This window comes from Ruegeria sp. H8 (genome assembly GCF_056532905.1).
On record NZ_JBQFNY010000001.1, the window covers coordinates 405846 to 425770 of the forward strand.

Below are 19925 nucleotides of genomic sequence, written 5' to 3' on the forward strand. Positions count from 1 at the left end.
CATGTTTACTCAGGATTAGTCGGCGAGGTTGACGCTGTTGCAGCGCACCCCTGACGCCAAGCCCAAAAAAGTCGACATCCCGTCATGGCAAACGCCTCAGAGCAGTGCAAAAAACGGGTTGAGCGACAGCGCATTGATAAGGCTGACGTAAAGTAAGATGAGATCTTCCAAATCCCGCTCGCGGGCCAAGAACAACCGCAATCGTCCTTCCGGCGGTAACGTCGTAAACCGGGTTTTTGACAGCTCGGGCCCTGAAGGCAAGGTGCGTGGCACGCCGCAGCAAATCATTGATAAGTACAATCAGCTGGCGCGTGACGCTCAGCTGTCGAACGACCGCGTTGCGGCGGAAAACTTCCAGCAGCACGCGGAACATTATCTGCGCATGCTGAGTGAGGCGCAGCGCGAGATTGAAGCGCGCCGCGAAGAGCAGGAACGCCAGAACCGCGAACGCCAGGCCGAGCGTGACCGTGAGCGCGCCGAGCGCCAGGAACGTGAAGCGGCCCGACAGGCCGATCCCGCCGAAGCGCCGCAGCCGGACGTAATGGATTTCGCCGCACCGGACGCTGCTCCGGAAAGCGGTCTGGTCGAGACACCGGAAAGCAAAGGGGCCGAAGCCCCGGCGGCGGAGAAGAAGGAAAAGCCTGCGCGCAAGCCGCGGGCGCGCAAGCCCAAACCGGCGCCAGTGGCTGAAGATGCGCCCAAAACGGATGGCGACGCACCGGAAGCGGCTGAATAAGCCGGCATCAGAAACCGCAAAGCCCCGAGGTCAAGCCTCGGGGCTTTTTTGTGATCAGGGGTTCTGGACTTCGCGCGCCAGGGCACAGAACGCTTCAAGCGGAACCTGCTCTGCCCGTTCAGTGGGCTGGATACCTGCCGCCCGCAGGCGATCCTCGATATCCGGGGCAACGCCTTTGAGCGAGGCCCGCAGCATTTTGCGGCGTTGATTGAAGGCAGAGGCCACCACACGCGACAGGATCGCTGCGTCAGCAGGATAACGCGGTTCGGGCAGGGCGGTCAGGTGGACCACCGCGCTGGAGACTTTGGGCGGAGGGGTGAAGGCGCCGGGCGGAAGGGACATGGCGATGCGCGCCTCGGCCCGCCATTGGGCAAGGATGGCGAGGCGGCCATACGCCTTGCTGCCGGGCTGGGCCACGATGCGTTCGGCCACTTCGCGTTGGAACATCAGCGTCAGGCTCTGCCAGAAGGGGGGCCATTCAGGGGGTGTCAGCCAGCGCACAAGCAGTTCCGTGCCGACGTTGTATGGAAGGTTGGCCGCGATGCGGATTGGCGGGGTCAGGTGTTCCAGCGGGTTGATTTCGAGCGCGTCACCATTGATGACCTTCAGCCTTCCGGGATAGGCGGCGGCGATGTCGTTCAGGGCGGCGATGCAACGGGTATCTTTTTCGACCGCCACGACCTTGCGTGCGCCTTCGGACAGGAGCCCTCGGGTGAGGCCACCAGGACCGGGGCCGATTTCCAGTACGTCGCAGTCTGCAAGATCGCCAGCCTGACGGGCGATTTTGGCGGTCAGGTTGAGGTCCAGCAGGAAGTTCTGACCCAGGGATTTGCGCGCCGAGAGTTGATGTGTGGCGATGACCTCGCGCAGAGGGGGGAGATTGTCGATAGCACTCATGATCCGATTACCGTGACGCAGGCCGCAGGGGCAGCGCCAGAAGTTTTAAGCCTCCGGCGGGGATATTTTCAGCCAGATAAAGGATCAAGAGCCTTTTGCCATGCGTTGGGCAAGCTTCAGAGCTTCGATCAGGCTGGTTGGATTGGCGATGCCTTTCCCGGCGATATCCAGTGCAGTGCCGTGATCTGGCGACGTGCGGATGAAGGGCAGGCCAAGGGTGACGTTCACACCCCGGTCGAAATCCAGTGTCTTGATCGGGATCAGCGCCTGATCATGATACATTGCGATCGCCGCGTCATAGCGGGCGCGGGCAGCGGCATGGAACAGCGTATCCGCAGGGTGGGGTCCCGTCAGGGTCGCACCTTCCGGGTTCAGATCGGCCAGCATTGGGGCGATCCAGTCAAGCTCTTCGCGGCCCATTTTGCCGCCTTCGCCGGCATGGGGGTTCAGGCCGGCTATGGCGATGCGGGGGTGCTGTATGCCAAACTGGTCGCGCAGGCCGCGCGCGGTGATTTCGATCGTCTCGCGCAGCAGGTCGGGCGTCAGCGCGGCGGGAACCTGCGCCAAGGGAATGTGGATTGTCGCCGGGACAACCCGCAACTGGTCGCTGGCCAGCATCATGACAACCCGGCGGGTGCCCGACAGCGCAGCCAGAAACTCGGTATGGCCGGGATAGGTAAACCCGGCCCCGTCAATCAGGGCCTTCTTGTGAATGGGCGCGGTGCACAGAGCGGCCGCTGCCCCGGCCTTCACAAGATCGACGCCGGTTTCGATGGCATCAATCACCGATGGGGCATTGGCTGGGTCTGGCTGACCGGGCATGTTTGCAGCAGGGAAGTTCAGTTGCAGCACCGGCAAGGCCTGATCACAGACTGCAACAGCATCCGAAGGGGTTTGAATTTTCGCAATGGGCGTGCCAACAGGCAGGTGGTTGGCATCGCCGATAAAGAAAAACGGGCAGGTTTGGCGCAGCTCGTCCCATGCTTTGGCCGCGATTTCAGGGCCGATCCCGGCCGGTTCACCGCAGCTGAGCGCAATCGGGCGTGTCATTCCTGAACAATGGTGGCGTCAGCCCGCAGCTGCTCTACCAAGCTGGACGCAAAGGCCTGTAGCCGCTGCTGCGCCAGTGCATTCGCGACATCCGCCCGCGAGGTGTCTTCGCCCAGGTCGCGGACTCGGTTGCACAGCATCAAGAACACCAGCGTCTGCCCGTTGTTGCGGGTCAGGTTTGTTGACACCTCGAAGCGATCCAGCTTGGCCAGCTCTACGGCGAAATCGCGTGGTACTTCTGAAGGGCTGGCTTCGATACGGTCCAGGACTTCGACGGGTTGATCTTTGGCGATTCCATACAAGTCATCGCAGGTGTCGATCTCCTCCCGCAGGGCGGCAGCCCGTGCCAGGGTCTCGGCGCTGCGACCACCCGGCAGGTAATAGGCAGCATAATCTAGCTTGGAAATCCGCGGCGCAGCGGTCGCCACCTCGCGCAATCCGCGCAACTGAAACAGGGCAACGGCGTTTGGCAAACTGATGGGGTCGGTGATCTCGCCGTTCTGGAGCCCAAGAATAACCGGCTGCAAGGCGGGCGGCAGGTTGGAGATATTCAGCCAGTCCAGTCGTCCGCCTTCGTTGCGGGTTGCGGCTCCGGAATATTGCGCCGCTGCGGCTGAAAACGCTTCGATAGTTTCAAGTCGCGAGATTTCTTCCGCCAGCAATTCGGTCTGTGCAACGGTTTGCGGGTTCACCGGGATGATGATCTCGGACAGCAAAACCTGAAGGCCGCCGCCACCGGTTTGTCCCAGCGCGCGATCAATCTCGTCTTCGGTCGGACGGGCCTGCGACAGATAGCGCGAGCTGACATAGTCGCGCCAGGCCAGCTGATCTGCAACATAATCACGGACAGTTTCCGGGTCGACGCCTGCCTCACCCAAAAGTTGCAGGAACTGTTCGGTGGACAATTGCCCGCGCGAGGCGAACTCGTCGATACCCAGTTGTACGGCTTCCGGCGCAGCTTCCACGCCTGCTTCACGCATGGCCTGCTTGCGCAACTTTTCTTCGATCAGGGCTTCTCTGACGTCAGCTTCATTGCCGCCGGGCAGGCCCAGAACATTCAGGAATTGCAGGCGTTGTTCCAGTTCGTACCAGGTGACGATATCCTGATTCACGCGGATCGCTGGCGAGAACAGGCTCTGGGCGCTGACCTGCGGCGCTGAAAAAGCGAGGAAAACGGCGGCCAGTGCCGGCGTGACCGGTTTGTGCCAACCGGAACGAAGAAACCTGGAGAAACCTGATATCAACTGCATTTTCTCTTGTATGTGTTACCACCGCCTTCAAGGGCGTATCCTGTCAGCGATAGGGTAAAGCCGAATTCTGTCGAAGGCTCAATAGTGGATGTTGAAGTAAAGCGTCTGCTTACGGACATGTTAACCTGAACACATTCGTTCTGGTAGGTTACACCAAGCCCCAACCGGATTGGCTCTGACTGGTTCAGATCATAGCGTGCCTCGGCATTCGTAAGCCAGTTCTGGTCGACTTGATAGCGGCCCAGAAGCCAGATTTCCGAGATTTCATCCGCAATGTTTTCCGCCGGATCCTCTTCCTGCCAGATATAACTTCCGGACAGGCCGGCAAACTCGGATGCCCAGGCGCCGCGCAATTCAGCTTTGACGAAACTGAAATCGCTGTCGATCAGACCGCGCCCGCCGAGTGACCAACCGTTGGCCGTGGTGATTTGCCCCGCCACCAGCAAGTCGGACGTGGTGCCCTGCAACCCGGACGTCAGGGTGAAATTCGGGTCGGCATCCGCCCGAAACACCTGACCCAACGTTACAAGCGCCTGCTGTCCGTCTGCACCATAGCGGGCCCAGTTCAGGCCGATGACCCCGGTGGCACCGTCTTCGCGCTGATCTTCCGCAGGGAATCGGGACAGGGCCAGCAGGTTACCCTGATCGAATTCCTGAAACGTGCTTTCATCATCTGGCACATCAGTGTCCGAGACATGGGTCCATCCCAACTTTGCGATCGGTTCCAGAAGCTGAATCGCGCCGGTCTTTTCACGACGGGTCATCGGATAGCGAAGCGTCAACGCCGCGCGCGGCGTCGAGCGGGTCACATTGCTGGGAAAGTTGCTGTCATGGCGAATATTGAACGTATCCACCGATGCGCCCAGCGTCGCGTCCGCGCGCAGGCCCGATGCAAATGTCCAGCTTCGCAACCATTCGGCATCAACAGTTGCCCTTGCTATATCACGGCCAACGATATCGGCGTCGCTGGTGCGTTCATGTGCGTGGCCGATAAAAGCCAGCCGAACCTCGCCGCCAAGTGCGCCGGGGAAGAATCGCTTTTCATAATTCAGGTCGAATACGCGGGATGGGATTTCGTCCTGATTTTCACTGTCACGCAGTGTTTTGTAATGGATCAGGCTTGTTTTGAATGCGGTGTCGCGTTTGATCCGTTCCAGCGCAATTTCACTGCGCAAACGGTCCAGGTCCGGCAGCCCGTAGTCCGCCAGATAGGCGTCGTCCGAGGTGGTTTTCAGATCGAATGTCAGCCGGAAATCGTTCTTCAGGCTGAACCAACCCCCGGCGAACAGATAACCGCGATCCTGATCGGGCTGGACATCATCCCGGGTATAGGCCCCTTCAAGCTGAATGCGCCCGTTCACGAACGCCTGGCGATATCGATACCCCAGCGTCGTGGTCTTGCCCGACAAGTACGGCGTCAAGGTCAAATCCTTGTGGTCCCCCAGCTTGAAGAAATAGGGAACCTGAACCCCCGTTCCCAGTTGTGAGGTGCTGCGGATCGACGGCACCAGAAAGCCGGTTGCGCGATCCAAAGTGGGGTCCGGCAAGCGCAGATAGGGGAAATAGAATACCGGATAATCAAGCACCCGAAGCTGCGCGCCATCAAAGTACAATTGCCGCTCCAACTGGTCGTGGGTGACCTTGCGGGCGCGGATTTGCCAAAGGGGTGGCTTACCGTTGGTGCAGACATGGCAGGAAGTGGCCGAGACCTTGCTGAACTGCGTATAGCGACCCGCTGCCCGTTTCGCCTGAACCGAGGCAATCTGGATCTGCTGATCGAAAACCATCCGAGCACCGATCAGCAGACCGTTCTGGATACCGCTGTCCAGCTGTCCGGAATCGGCCAGAAGGGTCGACTGGCCCCCCTGATCAATGCGAATAGGTCCCTCCAGCGTCAGCTCACCCGTTTCCCGGTCATAGGTGACACGTTGGGCTGACAGCTTGGTATCTCCCTGAAAGGCTTCGACATTGCCTTCGGCCACCAGTTTTCTATCGGGTGTAATAAAGACTTTGTCGGCAACCAAAAGGGCGGGTTCGGCCTGTGACTGCGCAGCTTGCGGGTCACGCTCGGCCGACGTGGTTTGCGCCGCCAGAACGGTCGGTGCCGACAACGCGATTGCGCTGGTCAGCAGCAGGGAAATCATGCTCCGCATCAGCCGTCCTCCGCGTGTAGAAGCAGGCCAAGGGACAATAAGATGGCGGCGAAGGGCGGCGCCCAGGCCGCGATATAGACGGGCAATTGTCCGTTTTCCCCGAGGATTTGCGCAAAATTGCGGACGAAATAGATGGCAAAGCCAAGCAGTACGGCCGTCAAAACGGCAATTCCGGTACCGCCGAACCGAACGTGGCGCATGGTGAAAGCAGCCCCGATCAGCACCATCGAGACCAGAAAGAACGGCCTGGCCAGTTGCACCTGCAACCAGACTTCATATTGCTTGGTCGAAAACCCGGCTTCGCGCAGATCCTTGATCAGTTGCGGCAGGTCAAAAACCGATACTGAATCCTGTTGCCCCAGAGTGTCCAGAATCCGCTGCCGGGTCAGCGAGGTCGGCAACTCCAGCCGTTCATGCTCCACCGAACTGGTTTCGGGGTTCTGCCCATTCTGCAAATTCCAGATCTTGGCCCGCGACAGGACCCAGTTTCCGTCTTCCAGCACGGCCCTGTCGGCGACGATCTGCTGGGTGGGTTTGCCATCGCGCGCAAAGGTGATGATGGTCACGTCGTCCAGGCCAAGCGTATCCCCGTTCGAGGTGCCCCGGGCATGGATGACGGCCTGTCCGTTTTCCGCCGATTGACGCAGCCAAAGGCCTTCGCTGCTGATCGAAAGCGCTGAACTGCCGTTGTTGCGATAGGAATCAGACAAGCGTTGGAATTCCTGGGATGTGGCCGCAGAGATGGGGTTCAGCAATGCCACTGCAAGCGCACCGATGATCAGGGCCAGCGCCGCTGGCGCGACCAGTGCGCGGATACCCGAGCGACCCGTGGCGCGGGTCACCACGAGTTCAGAGGTCCGTGCCAGCCCTACGAACAAAGCGATGGTGGACAGAATGACCAGCAGGGGCAGCATTTCACTGATGGCGGCCGGTGTGTTCAGAAGCGTCAGGTGCAACAATTGGCCGAAGGACAGGTCGACTTCGTCAAATCGGCGGATCTGTTCGATTAGATCGATGAGAATCATTAAGGTCAGAAAAATACCGCCGATGACCAGAAAGCTCTGTAGAAAGCGGCGGGCGAAATAGCGGTCGAGGATCACAAGACTGCCCCCGCCAAGCCTTTTGCGCCGGAAAACGGGCCGAAATCGCGCGTGCATGTCTTCCTGCGCGACGGCGTATGCCTGCCCTCTCGTGTCACGTCTTTCTCCCCCGAGCCTGCCGGTTATTTTTTCGGGACCTTACTGCAATTGAAACGCGGGGAAAACTGCTATCTGGTCAAGTCGGGCGGCGCGGGCTAGGTCTTGGGGAACAGAATTCGAGGAGTTTGCAATGAGCAGTCTGATACCGGTCCGCTTTCAGGAGTTTGACTTGGATGCGATGGCGCTGGCCGAAGGGCGGGTGGCCATCATCATTTCGACGGACGGAAAAATGAACCCTGCGGCGCGCCGGGCCAATCGTCTGACGAAAGGCGCTGTGGCGCGGCTTGTCGAAAGTGAGAAATTCGGAAAGTCCAAGACCGGCGATGTCATCTCGATGGCCTGGCCGGCTGGGATGGCGGCCGAAGCGCTGGACGTCGTGGTGCTGCCGCGCCGCCCGGAAGCCGACGAGGCCCGCAAGGCTGGTGCCGCTTTGGCCAAATCCACAGGTGGCAAGGACATGCTGGTGATGGTTGGCAATCAGGCGCAGACCGAAAACCTGGCCCTTGGCATGGTGCTGCGCAGTTACGATTTCAACGCGCACAAAACCAAGGACAGCGAAGGCAGCGGTTCGATTACGATCGGACATTCAAAACCCAAGGAAGCCGAAGCAGAGTTTGCACCGCTATACGCGATTGCCGACGGCGTGCGGATGACCCGTGATCTGACCAACGAACCTGCAAATGTTCTGACGACCACGGAATTTGCCGATCGTCTTGTCGAGATGCAGGAGCTGGGTCTGGAAGTCGAAGTTCTGGAAGAGGACAAGCTGGCTGAACTGGGCATGCGCACTTTGCTGAGCGTCGGGCAGGGCTCTGCCAGCCCGTCCAAAGTCGTTGTGATGCACTGGAATGGCGGCGACAAGGACGATGCGCCCTTGGCTCTGGTGGGCAAGGGGGTGGTTTTCGACACAGGTGGCATTTCGCTGAAACCGGCCGGTGGCATGGAAGACATGACCATGGACATGGGCGGTGCCGGTGTTGTCGCGGGCACGATGCGCGCGTTGGCCAAGCGCAAAGCCAAGGCCAATGTGGTGGGCCTTGTCGGGCTGGTCGAGAACATGCCTTCGGGCAATGCCACCCGTCCGGGCGATGTGGTCAAGTCGATGAAGGGCGACACGGTCGAGATCATCAACACCGATGCCGAAGGCCGTTTGGTTCTGTGCGACGTTATGTGGTACGCGCAGGAGCGGTTCAAACCGGTGGGCATGATCGATCTGGCCACCCTGACCGGGGCGATCATCATCGGGCTGGGTCATGAGAATGCAGGTGTGTTTTCCAACAATGACACATTCTGTGACGCCTTCCTGAAATCGGCCCGGGCCGAGGATGAAGGTGCGTGGCGGATGCCGTTGGGCGATGCCTATGACAAGCTGCTCAAATCGCGCATCGCCGACATGAAGAACGTCGGTGGCCGTCCGGCGGGTTCGATCACGGCGGCGCAGTTTCTGCAACGTTTCGTGAAAGAGGATACGCCCTGGATCCATCTGGATATCGCGGGTGTGGCCTCGGTGTCGTCCGAGACATCCTATGCGCCCAAAGGTGCCACGGGCTGGGGTGTGCGCGCGCTGAGCCGGTTCGTGCAGGACAATTTCGAGTAAGCGAATGGGTGCTGTCTATTTCTACCACCTGACCCGCCAGCCGCTGGAGCACACCTTGCCTGTGCTGCTGGACAAGGCGCGACAGGCCGGGTGGAAGATTGCCGTGCGGGGCACCGATCCCGCACGGATGGACTGGCTGGATGAAAAGCTGTGGCTGGGCCCCGAGGACGGGTTCCTGCCGCATGGTCGCGAAGGCGGCCCGCATGACGCCGAGCAGCCGATCCTTCTGACCACCAGCGCCGAGGCCCCCAACGGCGCGGTGTGTGTCATGGCGGTGGACGGCGCGCCGGTCGAACCCGAAGAGGTGTCGGCCCTGGAGCGGGTTTGCATTCTGTTCGACGGCAATGATGACATGGCCGTGCAGCACGCGCGGGGGCAGTGGAAGACGCTGACCGGCGCCGGATGCGCCGCGCAATACTGGTCGGAGGAATCCGGGCGGTGGGAAAAGAAGGCCGAAGCCTGACGGGCCGTGCCATTTATCAGGAGATTTGAGGATGCAGATGAAGCCTCTGGGCCGCACCGGGATTGTCGTGAGCGATCTTTGCCTTGGGACGATGACGTTCGGGTCGCAGACCTCGGAAACGGATGCGCACCGGCAGATGGACATGGCGCTGGATGCGGGGATCAACTTTGTGGATGCCGCCGAGATGTATCCCGTGAATCCTGTCGCCAAAGAGACAATTGGTCGTACCGAAGAAATTCTTGGAAATTGGAACGCTGCAAATTCGTCGCGCCGGGCGGACTTCGTACTGGCGACCAAGCATTCGGGTGAGGGGTTGTCATATGTTCGCGACGGTGCGCCGATCACGGGAAAAACCATTCCCGAGGCCATCGAAGGGTCTTTGCGGCGGTTGCAGACGGATTACATCGATCTCTACCAGTTCCACTGGCCCAATCGCGGCAGCTATATGTTCCGTCAAAACTGGGATTATGCGCCCTCGGGCCACAATACCGCGGACGTTCTGGAAAATATGCAGGAATGTCTGGAGGCCTTGCAGGTTCAGGTCGACAAAGGCAACATCTGCGCTTTTGGTCTGTCGAATGAAAGCGCATGGGGTACGGCGCAATGGCTGAGACTGGCCGAACAGACGGGCACACCGCGAGCGGCGTCCGTGCAAAATGAGTATTCGTTGCTGTGCCGTCTGTTCGATACTGACATGGCCGAGCTGAGCGTACATGAAGATGTCGGCCTGATGGCGTTTTCACCCCTGGGCACCGGGCTGCTGACCGGGAAATACCAGGGCGGGGCCGTGCCGGACGGCTCTCGTATGTCGCTTTCGCCTCAATTGGGCGGGCGCAAGTCTGACCGGGTGTTTGATGCGGTCTCGGCCTATCTGGATGTTGCCGCGCGACATGGCCTGGATCCGACCCATATGGCGCTGGCCTGGTGCCGCTCGCGACCATTCATGATGTCGGCGATTTTTGGCGCGACCACGGTCGCGCAGCTTGAACACGTATTGGCCGGTGCGGATTTGACGTTGTCACAGGAGGTGTTGGCCGAGCTGGACGCTGTCCACAAGGCGCACCCGATGCCGTACTGAGGCGACGGGGCTCTGCCCCCGGCACGCTGCGCGTGCCTCCCCCGGGATATTTCTGGCCAGATGAAGTTGGATCCGGTCAGTGATGGGTGGGGTGCGCGCGCTCTTGCCTGAGGTCGCGGGCAGATTGGCCATGCGCGGTGCGGAAAGCGCGGGCGAAGCTGGATTGCGAGGCAAAACCGGTGGCCAGCGCGACATCCATCAAGGGAAGGTCGGTGTCGGTGACCAGACGGCGGGCCTCGGCCAGGCGCAGTTGCAGATAGTGATCCTGCGGCGTGGTGTTCAGGCGCAGGCGGAACTGTTGTTGCAGGGTGCGCGGGCTGGTGCCTAGCTGGTCTGCGATATGGGCCAGTGGCAGGGGGTCATCCAAGGATGCCTGCATCAGCGAATTCGCCTTTGCCGTCAGCGCGGTGTGGCGATGTGGAACGCCGGTGCGGGTTTGCGGTTTGCCCGGGTCCGGCGCGCCATCATAGAGGAACAGGCCCGAGACACGGGAGGCGAAACCCGCGCCATGACGGGCGGCGATGATGTGCAGCATCATCTCGACAGCGGGAATCGCGCCGCCAGAGGTCAGGCGACCGTCCGAGACGGTGAAACGGTCGGGGCGCACGTCGACGTCGGGGAAGCGGGAAGCGAAGCTTTCCAGGTCTTCCCAATGGGTCGTCGCGGGGTGGCCGTCCAGCAGCCCGGCCTCAGCCAGCAACCAGGGACCGCCGTCAATCCCGGCCATCGTCGCCCCGGCACCGGCAATGCGGCGCAGCCCGGCCAGCAGGCTGGGGGTGGCATGGCGGGCCAGTTGGAAGCCCGCAACGACAATCATGAGGTCGCAGCCTTGCAGACGAGCAAGCGGGATGCCGGGCACTTGCAGGGCGCTGGTCAGCATCGCGGGTTCGGCTGTGGCGGTTACATAGTCCCAGTCAAAGGCAGGCCGGTCCGCCAGACGGTTGGCCGCGCGCATCGGATCGACCGCCGAGGCGAAGCTGAGCGTGTTGCATTCATCCAGCACCAGAACGGCGGTTTTCAGGGCCCGATGTTCGGGTTGCAGTATGTTTTTTGCGGATTGCATCAAGTTCGATTCGCATTCTGCCAAGTGGTTTTCCCAAGGCTGCGCCAGAGTCGGGCCAGAACGCAAATCGGAATCCGGGGAGAAGCCTGGGGAAAACCCCAGGCAAAACCGGGTATAACTTGGGGAAAACGCCATGCCTCTGGAAATGAACCGCGAAGTCTTCATCACCTGCGCCGTGACCGGCTCGGGCGGAACGCAGGATCGCAGCCCTCATGTGCCGCGTTCACCGAAGCAAATTGCCGACAGTGCGATTGCCGCCGCGAAGGCGGGTGCGGCCGTGGTGCACTGCCATGTGCGCGACCCCGAAACGGGTGCCCCGTCGCGCGATCTGGCGCTGTATCGTGAGGTGACCGATCGGATTCGGGATGCCGAAGTGGACGCAGTGCTGAACCTTACCGCCGGCATGGGCGGAGACATGGTGTTCGGCGGTATCGAAAATCCGTTGCCATTGGCCGAGGCTGGAACCGATCTGGTTGGCGCGACCGAACGCGTGGCGCATGTGGCCGAATGTCTGCCCGAAATCTGCACGCTGGATTGCGGCACGATGAACTTTGCCGAGGCGGATTATGTCATGACCAACACGCCCGGCGCGTTGCGGGCGATGGGGCAGATGATGACCGATCTGGGCGTGAAACCCGAGATCGAGGCCTTTGACACCGGCCATCTGTGGTTTGCCAAGCAGCTGGTGAAAGAGGGAATTCTGGAACCCAACGCCCTGGTTCAACTGTGCATGGGCGTGCCGTGGGGCGCGCCGGATGATCTGAACACCTTCATGGCGATGGTAAACAACGTGCCCGATGACTGGACCTTCAGCGCGTTCTCGCTGGGGCGGCATCAGATGGCCTATGTGGCGGCCTCGGTGCTGGCGGGCGGCAATGTGCGCGTGGGGCTCGAGGACAACTTGTGGCTGGACAAGGGTGTGCTGGCCGAAAACTGGCAATTGGTCGAACGCGCAGGCACCATCATCGAGAACATGGGCGCGCGGGTGATCGGGCCGCAGGAAGTGCGTGAGAAGCTGGGTCTGGTCAAACGGGCGCCCAAAGGTTGACCTGCTTGCGTCCCTTGCCATGACCGGTAAGTGCGGGGGCGCCAGCAAAAGGAAGTGAGCAATGCGATCGGTGCTTGTAATCTGCGCGACGGTTCTGGCCGTATGTCTGCCCCGGGTCGGGGTGGCACAGACCGCGGAAGACCCTTTGGCCCGCAAGGACTGCGAAGCCAAAGGGGGAAGCTATGAGATAGGCGGGCGGATACGGCAGTTTATCTGCTTTGAACCATTGCCCGACGCTGGAAACTCCTGTGAAAAAGCCTCTGACTGCGCAGGGTTCTGCCTGTCGGACACCAAACAATGCAGCGCGGTGACACCGCAATTCGGATGCATTCCGCATCTGGATGAGGCGGGGCGCGCGCAGGTAATCTGTATCGATTAGAGGACAGCATGACAAAGACGGCAGCAATTATCGGGGGCGGTGTCATTGGCGGCGGATGGGCCGCACGGTTCCTGCTCAATGGATGGGACGTTCGGGTGTTCGACCCGGACCCCGAAGCAGAACGCAAAATAGGCGAAGTGCTGGACAATGCGCGGCGATCCCTGCCGGGGCTGAGTGACGTTCCGTTACCGGCCGAGGGCGCGCTGAGCTTTCATGACGACATGGCCGACGCCGTACAGGGCGCGACGTGGATCCAGGAAAGCGTGCCAGAGCGGCTGGATTTGAAGCTGAAGGTTTACAAGGGCTTGCAGGAAGCTTGTGATCCAGATGCGATCATCGGGTCATCGACCAGCGGGTTCAAACCATCCGAGCTTCAGGAAGGTGCTTTGCGGCCCGAACAGATCGTCGTGACGCACCCGTTCAATCCAGTCTATCTGCTGCCGCTGATCGAGCTGGTGCCGACCGACAAAAACCCACAGCAGATGATTGAACGGGCCAAAGAATTGCTGACCTCGGTTGGATTCTTTCCGCTGCATGTCAAAAAAGAGATCGACGCGCATATCGCCGACCGCTTTCTGGAAGCCGTCTGGCGCGAGGCGCTCTGGCTGGTCAAGGATGGTATTGCCACCACCGAAGAAATCGACGAGGCGATCCGGATGGGCTTTGGCATCCGCTGGGCGCAGATGGGATTGTTCGAAACCTACCGCGTGGCCGGAGGTGAAGCGGGAATGCGGCATTTCATGGCTCAGTTCGGGCCAGCCTTGAAATGGCCCTGGACCAAACTGATGGACGTGCCGGAATTCACCGATGAACTGGTCGACCTGATCGCCAATCAGTCAGACGCGCAATCCGGAATGCATTCAATCCGGGAACTGGAACGCATTCGCGACAACAATCTTGTTGGCATGATGCGGGCCCTCAAGGCGCAGAATTATGGCGCGGGGGCGGTGCTGAACCAGCATGATGCGCTGTTGAAACCGGGTGCTCTGCCGTCGCTGGATCAGGCGGATCTGAGCCAGCCGATCCTGACCCTGTCCCGCGCCGTTCCGTTGGACTGGACGGATTACAACGGCCACATGAACGAAGCCAAGTATCTGGAAGCCTTTGCGGCCGCCACGGACCGTTTCATGGAGATCATCGGTTGCGATATGGAGTATATCGCGTCGGGTGGCAGCTATTTCACCGCCGAGAACCACATCCGTTACATCGACGAGGTCCATGCAGGGGCGAAGATCGACGTGCTCACGCAGATGCTGTTGGGGCAGGGCAAGAAGCTGCATGTCTTTCACAGCATGTATGAAGGCGACAAGCTGTTGGCCACGGGCGAGAGCTTTCTGCTGCATGTCAGTCTTGAAACCCGCCGTCCCAGCCCACCGTCGCCCAGGATCGAAGCAGCGATGGCGCGGATTGCCGAGGCACAGGCCGCTTTGCCTTACCCTGAAGGGGCGGGTGCCGCCATCCGGAAGCCATCGTGACCAGGCGCGTACTGGTAACGGCCGGGGCATCGGGTGTCGGTCATGCCATGGCCGCGGCGTTTGACGCTGCTGGCTATGATGTCTGGGTAACAGATATTGACCAGTCAGCCCTGGATATCTTGCCCGACCATTGGGTGGCGCACAGGGCTGATGTGACAAATGAGGCCGACATGAGCGCGGTGTTTCAGGCTGTCGGGGCCGCAGGCGGGCTGGATGTTCTGTGCGCAAATGCCGGAATCGCCGGGCCGACCAGCGCGATCGAGGATATCGATCTGGATGCATGGCGCGCCTGTCTCGCAGTCAATCTGGACGGGGCCTTTCTGGCCGCCAAGCACGCGGCCCCTATGATGAAGTCGGCCCAGGCGGGCAGCATCATTCTGACCTCTTCGACAGCCGGTCAGTACGGCTATCCGTTCCGAGCGCCTTATGCCTCGGCCAAATGGGCGGTCATAGGGTTGATGAAAACGCTGGCGATGGAACTTGGGCCGCTGGGCATTCGCGCAAACGCCATTTGCCCGGGTGCCGTGGAAGGCCCGCGTATGGAAGGTGTCTTGGCCCGAGAGGCAGCCGCCAAAGGCATGACCCGCGATGAGGTCTATCAGGGCTATGCCTCGGGCACCTCTATGGGGCGCTTTGTGGAAGCGCAGGATATCGCCAATATGGCCGTCTTTCTTGCTTCAGACGCAGCACGGCTGGTGTCTGGGCAGGTGATTGCGGTGGATGGGCACACGGTCAACCCCGACCCGAAACTGTAGGTCAGCCCTGATTTGGTCCCCGGATCTGGCGGATGGTCTGACGGACCGCCTGCCAATCCTGCGCCTCTTTCTGGTTTCCGGCGGCTTCGCATTCGCGCATTTTCTGTGCGGCTTCCGCCTCGGCCCGGTCCCCGTGCGCTGCATATAGTGCGCGCGCGTATTGAGCGGTTTGAATTGCGTCCATTCCTGTGGTCCTCCGTCTGTGATCGGAATGCCCGTTGGTTCGCGCCAAGGGACGATAGCACAGGTTTTGCGCCGCTGCATCAATTCTTGCCGGATAAAGCCGTTCTGAGTTGTCGCAAGTGGTCCGGGAAATCGCGGGCGGCCACATCGGCCTCGCGCACAAGTGTGTCGAAGTGCCGTGAAAACGTCTCGATCCGGTCCCGGTCTCGGAACGCCATATAGTGACTGCCTGCATAAAAAACGCACAGCAGCGGCCCGAAAATCGTTACAGGGGCCGAATAAAGCCGTTTGGCATCGAACAGATAGATACGCATTCGGGGATAAAGCTGTTCACACAGCTCCAGCAGATGATCGATCTGCTCCTGACGAATCGCCGGGCAAAGGCCTTGGTAATACCCCGTGCCGCTTGCAAAGCTTTCGATCTCGAACAATGGCATTGCAATTTCGTAATCAGACTGCGCACTGCGCATCCAGGTCAACCTGTCTTCGGACGCACCGATGGCCTGATCCGCCGTGCGCCCCAGATGGGGGGCATATTCCCACTCCAGCACCGCGCGCGTCTTGAGCATGTCGGGCAGGGTGGCCGGAACATAGCGGATCTTGTACCCGGCGGCTTCCTTGTGCCAGTCGAAAATCCGCTCATCGACCAGGGCGCGGGGCGCTTCCGTAAAGGACAGGGAACTGGCCAGAATCTCTGCCGCGCTTTCCGGCCTGTCGGACAGGCCCAGCAACCAGTCAGCCGAAACGCCCAGTGCCGCGGCGCAGCCACCCACAACATGCGCATTGGGAAGACGCGCGCCATGATCGGTCAACAACTGAGATACGGTTGAACGGTCCACGCCGATATGGCGCGCAAGCGCGCTTTGGCTGACGTGACGGTCCTCAATCGCGCGGGCAAGGCGTAGGCGGAATTGAGCGGCGCGGTCGCGTTTGTCGATATTTTCCTGCATAAGATGAAAAATATCATAACTGATGAGTTTTGTTAATCATATTCAGAATTTTCAGCACGCGCACTGAACGGTAACCCCTTTGTAAAAGCAAAAAGAATGGGGTTCGGAATGGAAACGCGGCGAAGATCTGTCGTGAAAGCAATCGTGTGGAATGCCATGGGGCTGGCGACCATGACGCTGGTGGGCCTAATCGCCACAGGCTCGGCCGCCGTCGGCGGGGCATTGGCGCTGGTGAATACCGCCATCGGCCTGACGCTTTACATTGTCTATGAAAGAATTTGGGCCGGAATTTCGTGGGGGCGCAATGGCTGAGCCCTCAACACCCAAGTCGCCCGAATGGGGTACATTTGCCCTGATCGTCGGCTGCTTTGCCGCATGGCTGGTCGGGCTGTTCTGGTTGGCGGATATTTCGCTGTGGTTGACGGTGCTGGCTTTGGGCTTTGTTGCGGCCCTGCATTCGTCTTTGACGCACGAAGTCCTGCACGGGCACCCGTTCCGAGCCAAATGGCTGAATGAGGCGCTGATGGCGCTGCCGCTGACCCTGGCCATTCCCTATAACCGTTTTCGCGATCTGCATTTGGCGCATCATCAGGATGCCACTTTGACCGACCCGTATGACGACCCCGAATCCAACTATCTGGATCCCAAGGTTTGGGCGGACCTGCCGCGCGGCGTGCAGGCTGTGCTGGCCCAGAACAACACGCTTCTGGGGCGGATGGTTCTGGGCCCGGCCATTGGGCAGGTGCTGTTTCTGCGCGACGAATGGCGGGGGCTGCGGCGCGGCGACAGGGCGATCCTGCTGGCCTGGGCATTGCATATCCCCGGCGCGGTTGCAGTACTGTGGATCGTTGCACAGTCGGCCATGCCGATCTGGGCCTATCTGATTTCGGCCTATATCGGGCTGGCGTTGCTGAAAATCCGCACGTTTCTGGAACACCGCGCGCATGAGAAGTCCCGCGCGCGGACCGTGATTATCGAAGACAGTGGGCCGTTGGCGTTTCTGTTTCTGAACAACAACCTGCATGTTGTTCATCACATGAATCCCGCCGCGCCATGGTATCGGCTGCCGTCTTTGTATCGGGATGGCAAAGACCGGTATCTGGCCTGCAACGAGGCGTATGTTTACCGCTCCTATGCACAGATTTTCCGGCAGTATCTGCTACGCGCCAAGGACCCGGTGCCGCATCCGCTCTGGCCAAAGTCTTGATTTGACGACACAACTGGGGACATGAGTCTCTGGATTCCTGTCACCATCGCCGCCGCCAGTTTTCAGACTGTGCGGTTCATGCTGCAAAAATCCTTGAGCAGCGTGAAACTGTCCGCCGCCGGCGCGACCTTTGCGCGATTTGCGTATTCCATGCCGTTGGCCGTTGCCGGGCTGTTTGTGGCGATGCTGACAACGGGCGCCAGCTTGCCTCCGATTGGCGGAGTGTTCTGGCTGTACGCTGTCATCGGAGGCACGTCGCAAATCCTGGCGACGATCTGTGTTGTGGCGTTGTTCAAACAACGAAACTTTGCGGTCGGGATCACCTTCAAGAAAACCGAAGTCATTCAGACCGCGATCGTCGGATTTCTGGTTTTGGGCGACAGTGTTTCCAGCGGCGCGCTGGTTGCGATCCTGTTGGGGTTGATGGCGGTGCTTTTGCTGTCGAAAACCCCCGGAGGAGGCGGCGCCTGGTGGCGGCATCTGACCAACCGCGCGTCCCAATTGGGGCTTGGATCAGGGGTTTTGTTTGCGTTCTCCGCCGTCAGCTATCGCGGGGCCTCGTTGCAATTGGGTGATGCCGACGCCTGGTTCCGCGCACTGATCACCCTGGCCGCCGTCGTGACGTTTCAGTTTGTCAGCATGGGCCTGTGGCTGTTGTGGCGCGACCGGGCCGAACTGCGCGCGGTGTGGCAGACCCGATCCACCGGCGTGTTTGTCGGCCTGACCAGTCTGGGCGGTTCGTTTTGTTGGTTCTGGGCCTTCACCCTGCAAAACGCAGCCTATGTCAAAGCGCTGGGGCAGGTAGAACTGATCTTCAGCCTGATGGCCTCGATCCTGTTTTTCCGCGAGACGATCACCCGGCGAGAAATCGCCGGGATGTTGCTGTTGGGTGTCTCGATACTGGCCTTGGTGCTGGCGATTTAGCCGGCACGACGCTCGTCAAAACTCAGGGCAATGAAGCTGGGCAGGTGATCGCCCATACCCACCACGGCCCGGCCATTGTCTTCCTTGCGCCCGCGGCCACGCCCTTTGGGCTCTCGCTCTTTCCGGGTGTCTTTCTTGGCTTCGGAGTCCCGGGCTTTTTTCTCGGGCTTCGGCCTTTCTGGCTTGGGCTCTTCCTTGACCGGATTGTCGATGCGCGGGATGTCCTTCTGGATCAGCTTTTCGATCGCAGCCAGGGCTTTTTCATCGCGGACCGAGCAGATCGTGATGGCCTTGCCTTCGCGCCCGGCGCGACCGGTGCGGCCGATACGGTGCACGTAATCCTCGGGGTGGCCGGGGACGTCGAAATTGAACACGTGGCTGACGGCTGGAACATCCAGACCGCGCGCAGCGACGTCGGATGCAACCAGCAGACGCAATGATCCGTCGCGGAACCCGTCCAGCGTCTTCATCCGTTGCGATTGGTCCAGATCGCCATGGATCGCGGCAGCGTCATAGCCGTATTTCTTCAGCGATTTCGCGCAGATATCGACATCGGTCTTGCGGTTGCAGAAGATGATTGCGTTGGTGCACTTTTCGCCCTCTGCGTCGATCAAGGCGCGCAGCACGTTGCGTTTCTGGCTTGCTTCACGGTCCCGACGGCCGCCTTTGAACATGACAACGCCCTGTTCGATCGTCTCGGATGCGGTCGCTTGCCGGGCGACTTCAACCCGGGCAGGGGCGGACAGGAAAGTATCCGTGATGCGCTCGATCTCGGAAGCCATGGTCGCCGAGAAGAACAATGTCTGCCGCGTGAACGGCGTCAGCGAGAAGATGCGTTCGATATCAGGAATAAAGCCCATATCCAGCATCCGGTCGGCTTCGTCCACCACCATGATCTGAACACCGGTCAGCAGCAGCTTGCCACGTTCGAAATGGTCCAGCAGGCGGCCCGGAGTGGCGATCAGAACGTCGACGCCGCGATCTATCAGGGCCTCTTGCTCTTTGAAGCTGACACCGCCGATCAACAGTGCTTTGGTCAGTTTCAGGTGTTTGGTATAGGTGTCGAAATTCTCGGCCACCTGGGCGGCCAGTTCCCGCGTCGGACACAGCACCAGCGAGCGCGGCATGCGCGCGCGGGCGCGGCCACGGGCCAGCAGGGTGATCATCGGCAGTGTGAAGCTGGCGGTCTTGCCAGTGCCGGTCTGGGCGATCCCCAAGACATCACGGCCTTCCAGAGCGGGCGGAATCGCGCCTTCCTGGATCGGAGTGGGGGATTCGTATCCGGCCTCTTCAATGGCTTTGAGGACCTTCGGGTTCAGGTTCAGTTCGTTGAATTTTGTCATGTATGTCCGGTTTTTGCGGACACTTGACCTAGCCCGCGCGTCAAAGATGTGCCGGGCCCGGATGGCCATGCGCGTAATGCGACATTTCGGCTTGTACGCGGACATAACAAAAACGTTGATCGGGGTCAAATGAAGAGAATTTCACCTGACCCTGCCTGTTGCTTGCGGTGAATTT

At 60.4% G+C, this 19925-nt stretch carries 20 protein-coding genes; 11 read left to right on the plus strand and 9 right to left on the minus strand.

The features are described 5' to 3' along the window. The first annotated feature begins 157 nt into the window (after positions 1–157). Positions 158–736 (plus strand): DUF4167 domain-containing protein, encoded by a 579-nt coding sequence (locus ACR0A2_RS01940; protein WP_224852773.1) that lies wholly within the window; start codon positions 158–160, stop codon positions 734–736. Positions 737–790: 54 nt separating this feature from the next. On the opposite strand, the gene rsmA is transcribed toward ACR0A2_RS01940, so the two are convergent. From rsmA to lptG, 5 genes are all read right to left on the minus strand, one after another. Next, the gene (gene rsmA / locus ACR0A2_RS01945; RefSeq protein WP_480833875.1) at positions 791–1633 is read right to left on the minus strand and encodes a 16S rRNA (adenine(1518)-N(6)/adenine(1519)-N(6))-dimethyltransferase RsmA; all 843 of its coding nucleotides are present in this window, start codon (positions 1631–1633) and stop codon (positions 791–793) included. Between the two features lie 84 nt (positions 1634–1717). Continuing rightward, positions 1718–2683, minus strand: a complete 966-nt coding sequence (pdxA, locus tag ACR0A2_RS01950) for a 4-hydroxythreonine-4-phosphate dehydrogenase PdxA (protein ID WP_171639361.1) — start codon at positions 2681–2683, stop codon at positions 1718–1720. Further along, positions 2680–3933 carry a peptidylprolyl isomerase gene (locus ACR0A2_RS01955; RefSeq protein ID WP_152458202.1) on the minus strand — a complete coding sequence of 418 codons (1254 nt, stop codon included), beginning with the start codon at positions 3931–3933 and terminating at the stop codon, positions 2680–2682. The genes pdxA and ACR0A2_RS01955 overlap by 4 nt, the downstream gene beginning before the upstream one ends. Continuing rightward, positions 3924–6086, minus strand: coding sequence for an LPS-assembly protein LptD (locus tag ACR0A2_RS01960; protein WP_480833876.1), 2163 nt, complete (start codon positions 6084–6086; stop codon positions 3924–3926). The genes ACR0A2_RS01955 and ACR0A2_RS01960 overlap by 10 nt, the downstream gene beginning before the upstream one ends. Next, the gene (gene lptG, locus ACR0A2_RS01965; RefSeq protein ID WP_480834457.1) at positions 6086–7186 is read right to left on the minus strand and encodes an LPS export ABC transporter permease LptG; all 1101 of its coding nucleotides are present in this window, start codon (positions 7184–7186) and stop codon (positions 6086–6088) included. The genes ACR0A2_RS01960 and lptG overlap by 1 nt, the downstream gene beginning before the upstream one ends. Positions 7187–7415: 229 nt before the next feature. Between lptG and ACR0A2_RS01970 the strand changes: the two genes are divergently transcribed. Genes ACR0A2_RS01970 through ACR0A2_RS01980 form a run of 3 tightly spaced genes read left to right on the plus strand, consistent with a single transcriptional unit; the run spans position 7416 to position 10423 of the window. After that, complete coding sequence (locus ACR0A2_RS01970) at positions 7416–8882, plus strand: leucyl aminopeptidase (protein ID WP_480833877.1); 1467 nt, start codon at positions 7416–7418, stop codon at positions 8880–8882. 4 nt (positions 8883–8886) lie between these two features. Then, complete coding sequence (locus ACR0A2_RS01975; RefSeq protein WP_171167813.1) at positions 8887–9345, plus strand: DNA polymerase III subunit chi; 459 nt, start codon at positions 8887–8889, stop codon at positions 9343–9345. A 31-nt stretch (positions 9346–9376) separates the two neighbouring features. Next, complete coding sequence (locus tag ACR0A2_RS01980) at positions 9377–10423, plus strand: aldo/keto reductase (protein ID WP_480833878.1); 1047 nt, start codon at positions 9377–9379, stop codon at positions 10421–10423. A gap of 76 nt (positions 10424–10499) precedes the next feature. Here the strand turns inward: ACR0A2_RS01980 and ACR0A2_RS01985 are convergent, their stop codons facing one another. Next, positions 10500–11486, minus strand: coding sequence for a GlxA family transcriptional regulator (locus ACR0A2_RS01985; protein WP_480833879.1), 987 nt, complete (start codon positions 11484–11486; stop codon positions 10500–10502). A 133-nt stretch (positions 11487–11619) separates the two neighbouring features. Here ACR0A2_RS01985 and bcoG point away from each other — a divergent pair, with 133 nt between their 5' ends. The 4 genes from bcoG (at position 11620) to ACR0A2_RS02005 (ending at position 15143) form a co-directional block, all read left to right on the plus strand. Further along, the gene (gene bcoG / locus ACR0A2_RS01990) at positions 11620–12534 is read left to right on the plus strand and encodes a 3-dehydrocarnitine:acetyl-CoA trimethylamine transferase BcoG (protein ID WP_152458196.1); all 915 of its coding nucleotides are present in this window, start codon (positions 11620–11622) and stop codon (positions 12532–12534) included. Positions 12535–12595: 61 nt separating this feature from the next. Continuing rightward, entirely contained in the window at positions 12596–12913 is a 318-nt protein-coding gene (locus ACR0A2_RS01995; protein WP_171231512.1) for a hypothetical protein, read from the plus strand. Between the two features lie 8 nt (positions 12914–12921). Further along, positions 12922–14388 carry a carnitine 3-dehydrogenase gene (locus tag ACR0A2_RS02000; RefSeq protein ID WP_480833880.1) on the plus strand — a complete coding sequence of 489 codons (1467 nt, stop codon included), beginning with the start codon at positions 12922–12924 and terminating at the stop codon, positions 14386–14388. Beyond that, a complete protein-coding gene (locus tag ACR0A2_RS02005; RefSeq protein ID WP_171639370.1) occupies positions 14385–15143 on the plus strand; it encodes an SDR family oxidoreductase in 759 nt (252 codons plus the stop codon). Before ACR0A2_RS02000 ends, ACR0A2_RS02005 begins: the two co-directional genes overlap by 4 nt. Position 15144: 1 nt before the next feature. Here the strand turns inward: ACR0A2_RS02005 and ACR0A2_RS02010 are convergent, their stop codons facing one another. Both ACR0A2_RS02010 and ACR0A2_RS02015 read right to left on the minus strand, forming a co-directional pair. After that, the gene (locus tag ACR0A2_RS02010) at positions 15145–15327 is read right to left on the minus strand and encodes a hypothetical protein (RefSeq protein WP_117868740.1); all 183 of its coding nucleotides are present in this window, start codon (positions 15325–15327) and stop codon (positions 15145–15147) included. 79 nt (positions 15328–15406) lie between these two features. After that, positions 15407–16276 carry a helix-turn-helix domain-containing protein gene (locus ACR0A2_RS02015; protein ID WP_171639371.1) on the minus strand — a complete coding sequence of 290 codons (870 nt, stop codon included), beginning with the start codon at positions 16274–16276 and terminating at the stop codon, positions 15407–15409. A 108-nt stretch (positions 16277–16384) separates the two neighbouring features. Here ACR0A2_RS02015 and ACR0A2_RS02020 point away from each other — a divergent pair, with 108 nt between their 5' ends. From ACR0A2_RS02020 to ACR0A2_RS02030, 3 genes are read left to right on the plus strand one after another with little or no spacing between them, the layout of a single operon-like run. Next, positions 16385–16588: a DUF2061 domain-containing protein gene (locus tag ACR0A2_RS02020; protein WP_170344057.1), complete on the plus strand. Its 204-nt coding sequence runs from the start codon at positions 16385–16387 to the stop codon at positions 16586–16588. Beyond that, positions 16581–17483: a fatty acid desaturase gene (locus tag ACR0A2_RS02025; RefSeq protein WP_480833881.1), complete on the plus strand. Its 903-nt coding sequence runs from the start codon at positions 16581–16583 to the stop codon at positions 17481–17483. Before ACR0A2_RS02020 ends, ACR0A2_RS02025 begins: the two co-directional genes overlap by 8 nt. A gap of 21 nt (positions 17484–17504) precedes the next feature. Next, positions 17505–18407: an EamA family transporter gene (locus tag ACR0A2_RS02030; protein WP_171639373.1), complete on the plus strand. Its 903-nt coding sequence runs from the start codon at positions 17505–17507 to the stop codon at positions 18405–18407. On the opposite strand, the gene ACR0A2_RS02035 is transcribed toward ACR0A2_RS02030, so the two are convergent. Beyond that, positions 18404–19750, minus strand: a complete 1347-nt coding sequence (locus ACR0A2_RS02035) for a DEAD/DEAH box helicase (protein ID WP_480833883.1) — start codon at positions 19748–19750, stop codon at positions 18404–18406. The genes ACR0A2_RS02030 and ACR0A2_RS02035 overlap by 4 nt on opposite strands. Between the last annotated feature and the right edge of the window lie 175 nt (positions 19751–19925).

Coding starts and splice junctions, on each gene's coding strand:
- ACR0A2_RS01940 (WP_224852773.1), top strand. CDS start 158: ATGAGATCTTCCAAATCCCGCTCGCGGGCCAAGAACAACCGCAATCGT.
- rsmA (WP_480833875.1), bottom strand. CDS start 1,633: ATGAGTGCTATCGACAATCTCCCCCCTCTGCGCGAGGTCATCGCCACA.
- pdxA (WP_171639361.1), bottom strand. CDS start 2,683: ATGACACGCCCGATTGCGCTCAGCTGCGGTGAACCGGCCGGGATCGGC.
- ACR0A2_RS01955 (WP_152458202.1), bottom strand. CDS start 3,933: ATGCAGTTGATATCAGGTTTCTCCAGGTTTCTTCGTTCCGGTTGGCAC.
- ACR0A2_RS01960 (WP_480833876.1), bottom strand. CDS start 6,086: ATGCGGAGCATGATTTCCCTGCTGCTGACCAGCGCAATCGCGTTGTCG.
- ACR0A2_RS01970 (WP_480833877.1), top strand. CDS start 7,416: ATGAGCAGTCTGATACCGGTCCGCTTTCAGGAGTTTGACTTGGATGCG.
- ACR0A2_RS01975 (WP_171167813.1), top strand. CDS start 8,887: ATGGGTGCTGTCTATTTCTACCACCTGACCCGCCAGCCGCTGGAGCAC.
- ACR0A2_RS01980 (WP_480833878.1), top strand. CDS start 9,377: ATGCAGATGAAGCCTCTGGGCCGCACCGGGATTGTCGTGAGCGATCTT.
- ACR0A2_RS01985 (WP_480833879.1), bottom strand. CDS start 11,486: ATGCAATCCGCAAAAAACATACTGCAACCCGAACATCGGGCCCTGAAA.
- bcoG (WP_152458196.1), top strand. CDS start 11,620: ATGCCTCTGGAAATGAACCGCGAAGTCTTCATCACCTGCGCCGTGACC.
- ACR0A2_RS01995 (WP_171231512.1), top strand. CDS start 12,596: ATGCGATCGGTGCTTGTAATCTGCGCGACGGTTCTGGCCGTATGTCTG.
- ACR0A2_RS02000 (WP_480833880.1), top strand. CDS start 12,922: ATGACAAAGACGGCAGCAATTATCGGGGGCGGTGTCATTGGCGGCGGA.
- ACR0A2_RS02010 (WP_117868740.1), bottom strand. CDS start 15,327: ATGGACGCAATTCAAACCGCTCAATACGCGCGCGCACTATATGCAGCG.
- ACR0A2_RS02015 (WP_171639371.1), bottom strand. CDS start 16,276: ATGCAGGAAAATATCGACAAACGCGACCGCGCCGCTCAATTCCGCCTA.
- ACR0A2_RS02020 (WP_170344057.1), top strand. CDS start 16,385: ATGGAAACGCGGCGAAGATCTGTCGTGAAAGCAATCGTGTGGAATGCC.
- ACR0A2_RS02025 (WP_480833881.1), top strand. CDS start 16,581: ATGGCTGAGCCCTCAACACCCAAGTCGCCCGAATGGGGTACATTTGCC.
- ACR0A2_RS02030 (WP_171639373.1), top strand. CDS start 17,505: ATGAGTCTCTGGATTCCTGTCACCATCGCCGCCGCCAGTTTTCAGACT.
- ACR0A2_RS02035 (WP_480833883.1), bottom strand. CDS start 19,750: ATGACAAAATTCAACGAACTGAACCTGAACCCGAAGGTCCTCAAAGCC.